Source organism: Gimesia algae, from assembly GCF_007746795.1.
Classification (GTDB): domain Bacteria; phylum Planctomycetota; class Planctomycetia; order Planctomycetales; family Planctomycetaceae; genus Gimesia; species Gimesia algae.
This window is the reverse complement of sequence record NZ_CP036343.1, coordinates 4,852,525-4,865,297: the sequence shown is the minus strand read 5'-3', so window position 1 is coordinate 4,865,297 and position 12,773 is coordinate 4,852,525. Positions and strand designations below refer to the sequence as shown.

General features: G+C 51.1%; 12 protein-coding genes. 4 read left to right on the top strand and 8 right to left on the bottom strand.

The window, feature by feature from the left end; genetic code table 11:
• Nucleotides 1-126 precede the first annotated feature (126 nt).
• Complete coding sequence (locus Pan161_RS18025) at nt 127-1,326, top strand: FG-GAP repeat domain-containing protein (protein ID WP_145229456.1); 1,200 nt, start codon at nt 127-129, stop codon at nt 1,324-1,326.
• Here the strand turns inward: Pan161_RS18025 and Pan161_RS18020 are convergent, their stop codons facing one another.
• From Pan161_RS18020 to Pan161_RS17995, 6 genes are all read right to left on the bottom strand, one after another.
• Nucleotides 1,327-2,388 (bottom strand): dihydrodipicolinate synthase family protein, encoded by a 1,062-nt coding sequence (locus Pan161_RS18020; RefSeq protein WP_145229454.1) that lies wholly within the window; start codon nt 2,386-2,388, stop codon nt 1,327-1,329.
• 49 nt (nt 2,389-2,437) lie between these two features.
• Complete coding sequence (locus Pan161_RS18015; RefSeq protein WP_145229452.1) at nt 2,438-3,478, bottom strand: NAD-dependent epimerase/dehydratase family protein; 1,041 nt, start codon at nt 3,476-3,478, stop codon at nt 2,438-2,440.
• Nucleotides 3,479-3,580: 102 nt separating this feature from the next.
• Nucleotides 3,581-4,117, bottom strand: a complete 537-nt coding sequence (locus tag Pan161_RS18010; protein ID WP_145229449.1) for a SelL-related redox protein — start codon at nt 4,115-4,117, stop codon at nt 3,581-3,583.
• Between the two features lie 173 nt (nt 4,118-4,290).
• Nucleotides 4,291-4,530 (bottom strand): hypothetical protein, encoded by a 240-nt coding sequence (locus tag Pan161_RS18005; protein ID WP_145229447.1) that lies wholly within the window; start codon nt 4,528-4,530, stop codon nt 4,291-4,293.
• 73 nt (nt 4,531-4,603) lie between these two features.
• A complete protein-coding gene (locus Pan161_RS18000; RefSeq protein ID WP_145229445.1) occupies nt 4,604-5,983 on the bottom strand; it encodes a DUF1501 domain-containing protein in 1,380 nt (459 codons plus the stop codon).
• Nucleotides 5,984-6,113: 130 nt separating this feature from the next.
• On the bottom strand, nt 6,114-7,019 hold the full coding sequence (locus Pan161_RS17995; RefSeq protein ID WP_145229443.1) for a YihY/virulence factor BrkB family protein: 906 nt from the start codon (nt 7,017-7,019) through the stop codon (nt 6,114-6,116).
• 216 nt (nt 7,020-7,235) lie between these two features.
• On the opposite strand from Pan161_RS17995, the gene Pan161_RS17990 reads away from it, so the two are divergent.
• Together Pan161_RS17990 and Pan161_RS17985 are read left to right on the top strand one after the other, a co-directional pair.
• Nucleotides 7,236-7,937 (top strand): hypothetical protein, encoded by a 702-nt coding sequence (locus Pan161_RS17990; protein WP_145229441.1) that lies wholly within the window; start codon nt 7,236-7,238, stop codon nt 7,935-7,937.
• 99 nt (nt 7,938-8,036) lie between these two features.
• A complete protein-coding gene (locus Pan161_RS17985) occupies nt 8,037-9,485 on the top strand; it encodes a right-handed parallel beta-helix repeat-containing protein (RefSeq protein WP_145229439.1) in 1,449 nt (482 codons plus the stop codon).
• Between the two features lie 10 nt (nt 9,486-9,495).
• Here the strand turns inward: Pan161_RS17985 and Pan161_RS17980 are convergent, their stop codons facing one another.
• Nucleotides 9,496-10,989: a leucyl aminopeptidase gene (locus tag Pan161_RS17980; RefSeq protein ID WP_145229437.1), complete on the bottom strand. Its 1,494-nt coding sequence runs from the start codon at nt 10,987-10,989 to the stop codon at nt 9,496-9,498.
• 102 nt (nt 10,990-11,091) lie between these two features.
• On the opposite strand from Pan161_RS17980, the gene Pan161_RS17975 reads away from it, so the two are divergent.
• Nucleotides 11,092-12,048: a nitrilase family protein gene (locus Pan161_RS17975; RefSeq protein ID WP_145229435.1), complete on the top strand. Its 957-nt coding sequence runs from the start codon at nt 11,092-11,094 to the stop codon at nt 12,046-12,048.
• A 5-nt stretch (nt 12,049-12,053) separates the two neighbouring features.
• On the opposite strand, the gene queC is transcribed toward Pan161_RS17975, so the two are convergent.
• A complete protein-coding gene (gene queC / locus Pan161_RS17970) occupies nt 12,054-12,752 on the bottom strand; it encodes a 7-cyano-7-deazaguanine synthase QueC (protein WP_145229433.1) in 699 nt (232 codons plus the stop codon).
• Nucleotides 12,753-12,773: the final 21 nt, after the last annotated feature.

Genomic DNA, 12,773 nt, shown 5'->3' with positions numbered 1-12,773 from the left:
TGGGTTATGAAGCAACGAATTGATTTTTGACTAAAGTTTTGTAGAGTTGGAATACGGATTTCGACTTACTTGATCGATCTGAAGTATCTGACAGACTACATCCCTCGCGTCCGGATAAATGAATCAATGAAACGAGTCAATCAGTTTCTTGTATTGAGTGCTTTTACTGTTCTGACTGTCTTTACTTTGGTGGCGCAAGCCGCTGAGTTTCAGAAAAAAATTCTGACTGATAAATACTTCGCGGATGGTATCGCCAGCGGTGATTTCAATCATGATGGACAGCGCGATATTGTTGCCGGCCCTTACTGGTATGCAGGGCCCGCTTTCGAGAAAAAGCAAAGTTTTTACGAGCCAGTATCCTGGCCACCCGCTGATAGTCCCAGTAACTGCATGCTGGTGTTTGTGTACGATTTCAATTCGGACGGCTGGGATGACATTCTGGTGCTGGGACGCGTACATCTTCACAAAGCGTTCTGGTATGAAAATCCTCAAACGGTAAACGGGGAATGGAAAAAGCATTTCGTCTTCGAACGCGTTCAGGGCGAGTCACCGCTCCTGGTCGATGTGACCAGTGATGAAAAGCCGGAACTGATCTGTCACTGGGAGAACCAATGGGGCTGGTTAGCACCGGATTGGAGTGCGCCGGACAAGCCCTGGCATTTTCATGCTATCGGACCACATGGAGAATGGAATCGCTTCTATCATGGAACGGGAGCGGGTGACCTGAATGGAGATGAAGCGACAGACATTGTGATCAATGATGGCTGGTTTGAAAATCCGGCGCAGCGAGCAGTAGACTGGAAGTTTCATCCTTTTCTGTTTGCAAAAGAGAAGGGCGGAGCACAGATGCTGGTTTACGATGTAGACGGCGATGGTGACAACGATGTGATCTCCAGCATCGATGCGCACGGCTGGGGACTCGCCTGGTTTGAACAACAGCAGAAGGATGCGAAGATCACTTTTAAACAGCATACAATAATGGGTGATCGCAGCGAATTGAAGCAGTATGGTGCTGCATTCACTCAACCACATGCTCTCGCTCTGGCTGACATTGACGGCGATGGTCTGCAGGATGTCGTGACCGGTAAACGACGTTGGGCACATGGTCCGAACAGAGATATTGAGCCCGCAGAAGCACCTGTGGTTTACTGGTTTCAACTGCAACGCAACGAGAATGATAAAGTCCAATATATTCCCCATCTGGTCGATGACTGGTCAGGAATCGGGGTGCAGATCGAAGCCTCCGATGTTAACCAGGATGGGAGAATCGATATTCTCACCGCCTCCAAGCTGGGGACATTTCTCTTTCAGAATAGAGAGAAATAATCAGCCGCTGAGCCAGTCGTCCCGATTTGCTGCGACAAACTCATCATCATTCAGATGTGGGTAAGCAGCATAAATACGGTCAATCTCTTCCAACTGACCAAGACCGAGAGTTTCATTGGGATTCAGGCACCAGGTTCCTTCCAGCAGGCCCTGACGACGCAATATTTCGTGGATGCCGGGGATACAACCCTGGAAGTGATTGGCGACATCAAACAGCACGGCATTGCAGTCAGTGACTTCAGTATTCCGATGCAGGATGGAAAGAGGGATATCCGAGTGCGCTGATGCGACCTGCTGGCATTCTTTGAGAAGTTCTACGGCTTTGCTGGTCCAGACAGCCCAGTGGCCGAGCAGCCCTCCTGCGATTCGACGTTCGAGCTGCTTTTTATCAGAGTTGAAGCGAAAAGGAGTGACCAGGTCGAGCACGATGTTGTCATCATTGCCTGTATATAAGGCGATATCACCACGCCCCGATTCAGCGACCGCCCGGATGACATCCAGTGTGTGATAGCGATTAAAGGGGGCCATCTTGATCGCAGCGACATTTTCGATTTCACATAAGCGACGCCAGAAGGAATAAGGCAACAGGCGTCCGCCTACATCGGGTTGCAGGTAGAAGCCGAATACGGGGATCACTTCTGAAACGGCCTGACAATGTTGAATTAACTTGTATTCGTCGGCGTCTTTTAAAGCAGACAGACTGAGCAGCCCGAAATGATAACCAGCTTCGCGTGCGATGGCCGCTTCGCTGGTGGCCTGTTTCGTGTCACCACAAATCCCGGCGACTCGCAGCAGTGGTTTTTCATTCTGGTTGTCGGCGCGGTTCATTTCTTCAGCCGCCAGTTCCAGTACCGGTTGAAACAGGTCAATACCGGGATCGCGAATTTCAAATTGCGTCGTATGTACGCCGACTGCCAGGCCGCCGACACCACTGGCGATATAATACCGCGAGAGTGCTCGCTGTCGTCGTTCATCCAGTTTTCGTGATGCGGTCAATGCCAGCGGGTGGGCGGGGATAGCTGTTCCCTGCTGCAGGATTTTTGTGATTTGTGAAGAGTTCACGAGAAAAGCTTCCTGTATTTATCGAGCGTTCGTGCCTGACAGACTGTAATTAAAACTTGCCACTGCGCGATTCAAAGTGTGTGGGTTTACCCAGCAGAGGACGTTCGTTTTGAATCCAGTCAGCAGTCCAGTCGAAGATCTTGTCCACATTTACCAGGGGGGCACCGTATCGTTTGTGACCGAATTGTCCGTTATTGAGTAAAGCATCAGCGGCCGCTGTTCCCGTGAATTGCAGCTGTTTATTGAACCGTTTGCCAAACTGTTCGCAGATGTCACGGACTTCGAGTAGCTGAGGTCCTGAGACATTCAGATAGGCTGGCGGGGAAGCAGTGTCGGGCATCGAGCAAAGTGTCATCGCATTCGCGTCCCCCTGCCAGATGACATTCACGTAACCCATAGAGAGGTCAATGGTCTGCTCGTGATAGACCTGCAAGGCCAGATCGACGAGTACGCCATATCGGCATTCCGTCGCATAGTTGAGACGGATGATGGTCATCGGTATGTTCAGGGTGCGGCTGAAGTGTTCGAACATCCGTTCGCGCCCCAGGCAGCTCATTGCATATTCGCCCACAGGATTGGGTTTATCAGTTTCCACCGAGCCCTGACCGGTTGCCGGGACGAGACCGTAAATATTACCGGTCGAGAATGCGGTGATGCGGCTGTTTAAATATTTGTTGCAGACAAGTGCAGGTAGATAAGTATTCATTGCCCAGGTGAGCGACTCGTTTCCTGTAGCGCCAAATTTCATCCCTGCCATGTAGATCACATTGGGGACATCAGGCAAACTGCTGATGAAGTCGGAATCGAGCAGATCACCTTTGATGGTCTCAATTCCCAGGTCTTCGAGAGGTTGCCTGCTGGCTTCATCGGAAAAGCGGCTGACACCAATCACGCGCCGGCTGATACCGGCAGCTTCATCGCCGCGTAGAATCATGCGGGCTAATGTCGGTCCCATTTTGCCGGCAATACCCAGCAGAATGATATCGCCGGTTGTCTGCTGGAGCGCCTGAATCACCTGGGGAGTGGGGCGGCTTAACAGTTCGTCGAGTTGTTCGACCTGATTGATCGTCTCTGGAAAATCGGTAGTCATGATAAGGCTGAAACTGTCAGTGTTGAAATTGAAAAAAGCGAGGTTTGATCCGAGTCACCGCATTATGACAGGTTCGTGATTGAATTGGAAATCAAGGTTCAGTTATTCCCGGGGAAGCTCGCAGGACAGGAGTTGATCCCAGTCGGGCAGGTCCGCTGAATTTTGTGAGAAGTAACTGGCGACGACATTGCCTTGATCAAGAATCACGGCGGCACCCAGTTGTTGAACGTCCTTGCCTGGAATCCCGGGGAGATAACCAGAGAGAACTGTCGTTTTGAAGCCGGACCACCAGACAGCAGGGCCCACGGTCTCGGCCAGGCTGCCTCGTTTGACCTGAAAGAGTTCATAGAGTTTGCGTTCCGGGTCGCTGAAACTGGAAACGTTCTGTAACGAATAGTGGGACAATAATTTGATTGCCTCTTTGTCATCCATCATATGCACGATGGCCAGTTGCAGATGGCGTTCCGCCAGTTGAGCAGAGAGTGATTTCAGTTGATCGAGTACCTGACGACAAAACGGGCAGCCGCCGTGTCTCAGAAACACAACCAGTACCGGAGTTACATCAGACAGTTCTGTCAGCGTTTGTCCCTGACTGGAAGGATAGCGGGAAAGGGCCTCCCGGAACGGGTCGGAGTTCATGGGAAACTTTCGGTTTGAGATTAATTGTTCTATTCAGACTGACTCAGCATTTCGGTTTGGAAATTTTAGTCTCTATTTAGCCTGTGTCCGGGTTTACTGTAGCGTCTCCAAGGGCAATTGAACCAGGTATAATAGCCATGACTGACGCTATGGAAAATGTGATGCACTCCACCTTACCACAACGCGTCCGGATGTGCTTTATGGAAGTCCGAAATATTCTGTACCGTGTCTTCAATTGTTTCCAGATCAGAGTAAAACATGGCTGTGGGATCGATTTTTTTTTCTTCGAGAAAATCGATATCTGCCTTTACGCTCGGGATGGAGGCGATCTGAGGCAAGATGACCAGCCAGAGCAGGCAGACCCCCGTTAACAGTGACAGGAATTGAACCCATTGCTGTCGGGAATGAGCCATCCTTGCCGGTGAATCTCCAGAACATGAGTCAAGGGATGTGGGAAGCACGCTGATCTACAGACTGTTGGAGGGTTTAAAAAAGTTCGTGAATGACTTCACCATGGTCAATGGCGGCAATTGGTCTACCGGAATGATCGGTAAACCAGGTTTCTGGATCCATACCCAGGACGCGATAAATTGTGTGGTGAATATGCCCGGGGCGTACCGGTCGGTCGGCAGGAGCTTCGCCCAGTCGGTTTGTGGCACCAATGATGCGTCCGCCTTTGACGCCTCCGCCGCCCATCAGGCAGGTCATCGAGTTCCCCCAGTGATCGCGGCCCGGGGTTCCCATGCTAAGGGGAGGACCGCCGTTACCGCCATTATTCATGCGCGGAGTTCGGCTGAACTCGCCACAGAGCACGACGAGCACTTTCTCACTCAATCCGCGCTGGGCCAGGTCTTCAAACAGGGCACTCACTGCCTGATCGACGCGCGGGAGATAACTGTCCATGCCACTCTGCAGATTCCAGTGGTGATCCCAGCCACCAAAGTGCACAGTGACGAATGTGGTTCCCGCTTCGACTAGACGGCGAGCGAGGAGTACACTTTGTCCCCAGGTGTGTCGGCCATATTTTTCACGTAGCTCATTATCTTCTGTGTTCAGATCGAATGCCTGCCGGGCCTTTTCGCCGGTGACCATTTCGTAGGCCTTCTGATCCAGTCGATCCATGGAATTGAGCATGCCGGACTGATCCACTTCGCGACGTAACTGGTCGAAGCTTTTCAAAAGACTCTTGCGATCCTTCAGACGATCAATCGACAGCCCCGTTGTTGGATTCAGGTTCTTGACTTGAAAATTCGGGCTGTTGGGATCCGATTCGGTTTCAAACGGATCATGTTGAACGCCCAGAAAGTTTCCGCCAAAATAACCAGGCCGTAAGCCGATGCTGGATGCATAAGGGACGGAAACATAAGCAGGCATACTGGGATTACGCGGTCCCAGAACTTTGGTCGCCATGGAAGAGATCGAAGGATTTCGTCCAGGTGTGCTGCCGCCACTCACACCACCGCGACCGGTGAGCATCCAGTGGCCTCCAGTAAAGTGATCGCCGGTATTATGATGCAATGAGCGGATCAGCGAAAATTTGTCAGCACATTTTGCCTGCAGCGGGAACATTTCGGTAATATCCATGCCCGGTACATTTGTGTGGATGGGATTCCAGATCCCCTTATATTCACTGGGGGCCTCGGGCTTCAGGTCATAGAGATCCATGTGACTGGGCCCGCCGTCCAGCCAGAGCAGTATGACCGAAGTGTCTTTCTTTTCGATTCCTGACTGTTCAGACAGCGATTTTGCATGCAGAATTTGTGAGAGGCTGGCCGACCCCATCCCGGCGATTCCCGCTTGCAGAAAATGGCGTCTACTGATGCCATCACAGTACTTCCCTGATTTACCAAATTCAACGCGGAACATTTTTGCGATCCTTAGCGCGAAATAAAAATAAGAGTTCTCTTATGCGTGTATTTTATTGAGCGCGATCTGGTTTCGTCAATAAGGAACCGCATTGATTTATGCTGATTGGCTGACCCGGGAGGCCGGGGACTTAAGGAGTTTCTTCCGATTTCAGTTTCGCTGCCTGGTAGATGACACCGTTGATTTCGCCTCCGATCATCAGAATCGCTCCTGTCAGATAGAGCCATGCCAGCAGCACAATGAATCCCCCGATTGTTCCATAGGTTTCGTTGTAGTGGGCAAAATTTTCGACATAGAGGCGAAAACCCAGCAGCATCAGGACCCAACTGATGACGACAAACATGCTGCCGGGAGTAAAGATCTTCCAAGGCAATGTAATACTGGGAACGGCCCAATAGATCACAGAAGTGGAAATCAGCATGAAACCGCAGGCCACCGACCAGCGAACACCCGCAGAAAATAACAGATGCAGCCAGGTAGATTGAAAATTTGCTATCAACAGACTGGCAATTTCAGGCCCCACCACCAGAAGAATGGATGCGGTGAGCAGCAGAATCAATACGCCAAATGTCAGCAGCAGTGCCAATCCACCTGAGCGCAGAAATGATCTACGATGTTCAACTTCAAATACAGAGTCCAGGCCCGTTTCCATTGTAATAAACAAACGAACCCCTCCCCAGGCAAGCAGAAACACGCCCCCCCCAATCAGGCTGAGCGTGGTTTTATTCTGAATATCTTCTATCTGAGCAAACAGCATACTGGAGACATTGCTGGGTAATCCCTGATTGATGGCGTTTTCCACACTTAGGATGACGCCCCGAATCGGCAGTTGTGCCAGGCAGCCAATGATAACGATCAGCAGAGGAAAGAAAGTGAAGATGGAGTAGTAGGCAAACTGCGCGCTATGGGCGCTGAGGTGGTGCTTTTCGTAACCTTTCAGCGTTCGAATAATTAAGTCCCAGGGAGTCAGTCCTCCAAATTTCCACATGGCACGGAACCCAATTTTTCCCAGCTGTATCTGTTCCCGTTCTGTCATATCAGTCCATTCTTATGTGTTGCTATTTAATACTTTACGGCGACTGGAGTGGTTCAACTTAAATGAAAGTGAATTCGTTATAATTCCTATAATCATTAAAGGTTAACATTTTGAAATGTCGATGACAGTGATAAGGGAAACTTGCATCCAAAGTTCTCTCTCTTGGAAATGAACTGAAACTACTTAAGAAGAACAGAGATTAACCGGATTTTCAAAATGAAATCGTTGCTCAAACTGATTGCAGGAATTTTACTTTGTCTGCCAATGACTGGTTGTGCGGGCCCGGGATATTATGACCCTGCAACTGGTATGGTGTGTAGCGGTCCCATGTATGGCCCCACAGATTTCATGGATGATATCAAATGTAAGCTTTCAAAGCACCGTGCACAGCGAATGATGAAGCATTGCTGTAATCCCTGTTCGACCTGCGATCCGTGCAATACTTGTGATCCCTGTGGAGGCGGTTTTGGTGGTACGATTCCAGGCATGATCACTTCAGGAACATTCAGTTATGGTGGTGACGATGGTTCTATGGAATCTTACCCTACGCCGACCTATGCTCCGCAGTCTAGCTGTCCCACCTGTGGGCCGCAGGGCTATCAGGGGCCACAAACTTATGAATCCCCACAAACTTACGAAGCCCCTCCAACCTATGAAGGCAATTATATGCAGGAGTCAGTTCACCCAGAGAGCGCTCCGCATACAGGACCTGCCACCGTGGTTCCCCAAAAAGTATCCCCGGTCCCCGCTCAGGGATCAAAAGGTGTGATGGGCAAACCAGCGCCGGCTCCAGCTGCGGAAGAACCAATGTCATCGGTTCCTCCCGCATTATTACATGCCCCAGCTATGATACCCAGTTCCGCTCAACCGCGACAGGGAGCACGACCAGTGCAGTGGGTACCAGCTCAGGTTCATTAGTCTGCTGTAACTTAAAGTTTCATGTCAGCGGGTACTGAGAGGTGAGCATCCCCATTCTTGATCGACAAAGACGGGATTGTTCAGAAAGGACCAAGTGCTGTGAATCAACGTGATGGTGTGACACAACGGAATCTCAGGTTGCGATGCCTGTGTTCATCCTCAATGCTGATCCTCCTGACCTGTAGCCTGTTTTGTCTGTTCACAACCAAAGTCGAAGCGACCATCTACGAAGTCGGCCCCGGCAAAAAATACACCCTGGTCGAGAAAGTTCCCTGGGAAAGTCTGGTTGCCGGGGATGAAGTTCAGATCCATTGGCGACCTCAACCTTACCATACCAAGTGGGTTCTCTGTCGGCGGGGCACCAAAGACAAGCCGATTGTGGTCAAAGGTATTCCCTCGGAAAAAGGGGAGCTGCCTGTGATTGATGGACGCCGGGCGATGACGCGTCCTCAGCTACGCTTCTGGGGAGAACAGCGAAGCATCATCAAGATTGGTGGTGCCCGCGACCCCGCTGATACCATGCCCGCCTACATTGTAATTGAAAACCTCGATATTCGCAGTGCGCGACCTTCCTTTTTCTATTTCAGTTCGGAAGGACTGCAGAAATACTTTCAGAATGCGGCGGCCATTTTTGTTGAAAAAGGGGAGCATATTACAATTCGAAACTGCTACCTGCATGACTGTGGCAATGGGCTGTTTGTAGCGTATGACACCAAAGATCTGCTGGTGGAAAACTGTTCGATCTACCATAACGGGATTGCCAACAGTTATTATGAACATAATGTCTACACAGAAGCGGCGGGAATCACATTTCAGGGAAACTACCTGGGGCCTTTAAGAAAAAACTGTCTGGGGAATAATCTCAAAGACCGTTCGGCGGGGCTGGTTGTGCGATACAACTGGATTGAGAGCGGAAACCGCCAGTTGGATCTCGTGGATTCCGAAGGGGGCGATACGATTCGCTTTGATCCTCGCTATCGCAGCAGCTACGTGTATGGGAATGTCCTGATCAAACTGGAAAAGGATTCCAACAGCCAGATGATTCATTATGGCGGCGATAGTGGTGATGAAAGTGCTTACCGTAAGGGGACGTTGTTTTTATATAACAATACGATGATTTCCAGACGCGCCTCGACAACGCTGGTCAGACTCTCCACGAACAGCGAGCATCTCGAGTGCCGCAACAACATCCTATTTACCACGCACGCAGGCAGCAGTTTAGCGATTCTGGATGAGAAGGGAACTGCGGGGCTCAGCTATAACTGGATCAAGGCGGGCTGGAAAGCCGCTCATTCGAGTAGTTATGGGAATGTGAAATCAGAAGCAGAAATCCATTCTGGTGATAATCCTGGTTTTCAGGACTTGGAGAAGAATCTCTTCTTTCTGACTGCGAAATCAGCGTGCCTAAACAAAGCCGGTCTGCTGCCGGTTGCGATTCAGAACAACTTTCCGGTAACGCAGCAGTTCAAAGGTCCGCGAGGAATCAAAAAACGCCCCGCAGCCTCGCTGAAAGACCTGGGGGCGCTCGACAGAGAATCAGAAGAGTAATCGATTCTTTTTATTTGGTTGAACCATACTGAGCGGCAACTTGGACCAGTGTTTTGACCATACAGCCGGTTCCGCCCCCTTCACGATGGGGGGCATTCGCTGAGGCGAACGCCGGTCCGGCGATATCCAGGTGCACCCACGGCGTTTCACTGACAAAGTTTTCCAGGAATTTGGCCGCGGTGATGGCGCCACCCCAGCGGGTTCCCACGTTCTTAAGGTCGGCGACATCGCTTTTCAGTTGATCGGCAAACTGCGGGAACATGGGCATTTCCCACACATCTTCTCCGCTGGCCTTGGCTGCATCCTGAACCGCTTTAGACCAGTCGGCTTGATTTGCAAAAACCCCGGTGACTTCTTCACCCAACGCGACTACGCAGGCTCCCGTTAATGTTGCCAGGTCAATTATATTTGATGCGCCACGATCAACGGCAAAAGAGAGAACATCAGCCAGAACCAGTCGCCCTTCCGCATCGGTATTGAGGACTTCGATGGTCTTCCCGTTACGAGCCGTCAGGACATCGCCCAGTTTGTAAGACGATCCATTGACCATGTTTTCAACCAGACCCATATAGCCGATGACATTCACGGGCAGTTTGAGTTGAGCGATCGCATTCATGGCGCCGAGAACTGCAGCAGCGCCCCCCATATCGCATTTCATCGTTTTCATACCATCGCTCGGTTTCAGGGAAAGTCCACCGCTGTCGAAGGTGACCCCTTTGCCCACCAGGGCCAGTGTGGGAGCAGAGGGATCTGCACCCTGATATTTCAAAATGGCAAGACGTGCCGGCTGATCACTGCCTTGTGCTACGCCCAGCATGGAGCCCATCTTTTCCTGTTTGAGTTGATTTTCATCGAGGATTTCGGCTTCCAGCCCTGTGGATTTCGCCACTTCGACCACACGGTCAGCAAAGCTGATTGGGAAAATATCGCCGGCATGGCGGTTGACCATCTCTCTTGCGAGGTTAATCGATTCTCCCAGAATCGTGCCTCGATCCACTGCCTGCTGGCATTCGGCTGCCTCACCGCTGCCTGCGATCGTGATCTGCTGAAAGGGGAAGCGTGCTGCCTCTTTGCGGTACAGGTCCTGGCCGACGGCTCCCACGATCATTGATGCGCTGATCACTGTAGCGAATTGCTCTGTCGAGAGAGAACTTTTTTCCAATTCAGGCAGGGCAACGACAATGCTGGTGTCCGGCTTACTGGAAATTGAGCGAGCGGCGGTTGTCATTGCTTTTTCCAGCGATGCGAGACTGATACTTTCAGCCGTCCCCAGCCCAACTAGCAGAATGCGTGGCGTCTTGATTTCAGTAATCCCCAGCAATGTGGTCGTGGTGCCCGCCTTGCCTGTGAAATCTTCGCTTTCGATGAGACGGGATAGGAGACCGCCTAGTGTCTGGTCCAGTTCCGTAATTGAGGCGCTCAGTGGAGCCGACTCGGCCAGCCCTAAAACCAGCCAGTCAGCAGTGAGAGAGGAGAGTGATTCATTTGTGAATTGCATAGCCATCGGTTCGATCAGTCCCTTTATTGTTGAAAATCATCAGATTAAGATAGGTTTGTTGCACAGATTGGTTGTCCCACAGTTTAGCAGATCAGGAATAAAAGCCAAATGAGAGACATCAGGATCGCTGCCGTCCAGTTTGAACACCGTAATGGGGACAAAGCTTTTAACCTGCAGCGGATTCGCGAACTCTCACAACAGGCGGTCGAACAGGGAGCGGAAATTGTCAGCTTCCATGAATGTTGTATCCCCGCTTACACGTTTGTGCAATCATTCTCGAAAGAGGAACTGCTGGATCTGGCGGAACAGGTGCCCGATGGCCCGAGTACTCAGGAACTGATGCAGATTTCACAGGAAGTCGGTGTGCCGATTCTGGCGGGACTGTTCGAAGTCGATCAAGGCGAAGTCTATAATACTTATGTCTGTGTTGATGGTGGTGAACTGGTAGCGAGATTCCGCAAACTGCATGCATTTGTGAATTCGCATCTGGCATCGGGCGGTGAATATGTGGTTTTCGATCTGCGGGGCTGCCGCTGCGGTATATTGATCTGTTACGATAATAACCTGGTTGAGAACGTGCGGATGACAGCGCTGCTGGGGGCAGACATTATTTTCATGCCTCATGTGACCTGCTGTCTGCCGTCCGTGATGCCGGGACGTGGGCTGGTCGATCCTGCGCTCTGGCAGAATCGCCAGCGTGATCCGGTCAGGTTACGACAGGAGTTTCAAGGGCCTAAAGGCAAAGGCTGGCTGATGAAGTGGCTGCCCGCGCGAGCTTATGACAACGGCGTGTATGCGATTTTCACGAATCCGGTTGGCATGGATGATCAGGAAGTCAAACCGGGGCTCTCGATGATTGTGGATCCGTTTGGCGAAATCATTGCCGAATGTACAAAGCTGGGTGATGATATTGCCATAGCATTGTGCACGGATGAAAAACTGCATCAGGCCGGAGGACGGCGCTATATACGTGCCCGTCGACCTGACCTGTATGGAAAACTGGTCGAACCACCGACCGAGCCGCCGGTGACAGTCCCTGGTTGGGAATTGAAACCGTCCAGTTGAGTATTTCAGTCTGTTTTCAGTGCAGGATCGGCAAAGCCGGCTTCCTGAAAACCTTTGGCGCGAAGCTGGCAGGAGTCACAGTGTCCGCAAGGTGTACCATCAGACAGTGGATCGTAGCAACTGTGTGTCAGTCCGTAGTCGACGCCAAGTTCCATGCCTGTTTTGATAATGTCAGCTTTCTTCAGCGAGATAAGCGGAGTATGGATTTTCCAGTGGCCAGAATGCTCGACGCCAGTTTTGGTAGCCAGTGAAGCGACGGTCTGAAAGGCACTGATAAACTCGGGGCGACAGTCGGGATAGCCGCTGTAATCGACGGCGTTTACACCAATAAACAGATCGTAGGCATTCAGCGTTTCTGCCCAGGCCAATGCGAGTGAAAGAAATACAGTATTCCGCGCGGGAACATAGGTAATGGGAATTCCCGTTTCCAGATCATGCTCGGAGCGATCTTTGGGGACATCAATATCAGCTGTCAACGCGGAACCACCAAAGACGCGTAAATCCAACGGAAAAGTCACGAATTTTTTGACATCAAATGCCTGGCAGACTTTTTCCGCAGCTTTCAGTTCGTGCCGATGTCGTTGACCATAATCGAATGACAGGGCATACAATTCAAAACCGGCGTCGGCAGCAATGGCTAATGTCGTTGCCGAATCGAGGCCTCCACTGACGAGCACGACGGCTTTGGGAGCTTCAGTCGTCATTGATATACAGACTCCTTCGAG

Excerpts from the sequence above, each read along its gene's own strand:
- Pan161_RS18025 (WP_145229456.1), top strand. The coding sequence starts at position 127 with ATGAAACGAGTCAATCAGTTTCTTGTATTGAGTGCTTTTACTGTTCTG.
- Pan161_RS18005 (WP_145229447.1), bottom strand. The coding sequence starts at position 4,530 with ATGGCTCATTCCCGACAGCAATGGGTTCAATTCCTGTCACTGTTAACG.
- Pan161_RS18015 (WP_145229452.1), bottom strand. The coding sequence starts at position 3,478 with ATGACTACCGATTTTCCAGAGACGATCAATCAGGTCGAACAACTCGAC.
- Pan161_RS17990 (WP_145229441.1), top strand. The coding sequence starts at position 7,236 with ATGAAATCGTTGCTCAAACTGATTGCAGGAATTTTACTTTGTCTGCCA.
- Pan161_RS18000 (WP_145229445.1), bottom strand. The coding sequence starts at position 5,983 with ATGTTCCGCGTTGAATTTGGTAAATCAGGGAAGTACTGTGATGGCATC.
- Pan161_RS18010 (WP_145229449.1), bottom strand. The coding sequence starts at position 4,117 with ATGAACTCCGACCCGTTCCGGGAGGCCCTTTCCCGCTATCCTTCCAGT.
- Pan161_RS17975 (WP_145229435.1), top strand. The coding sequence starts at position 11,092 with ATGAGAGACATCAGGATCGCTGCCGTCCAGTTTGAACACCGTAATGGG.
- Pan161_RS17995 (WP_145229443.1), bottom strand. The coding sequence starts at position 7,019 with ATGACAGAACGGGAACAGATACAGCTGGGAAAAATTGGGTTCCGTGCC.
- Pan161_RS17980 (WP_145229437.1), bottom strand. The coding sequence starts at position 10,989 with ATGGCTATGCAATTCACAAATGAATCACTCTCCTCTCTCACTGCTGAC.
- queC (WP_145229433.1), bottom strand. The coding sequence starts at position 12,752 with ATGACGACTGAAGCTCCCAAAGCCGTCGTGCTCGTCAGTGGAGGCCTC.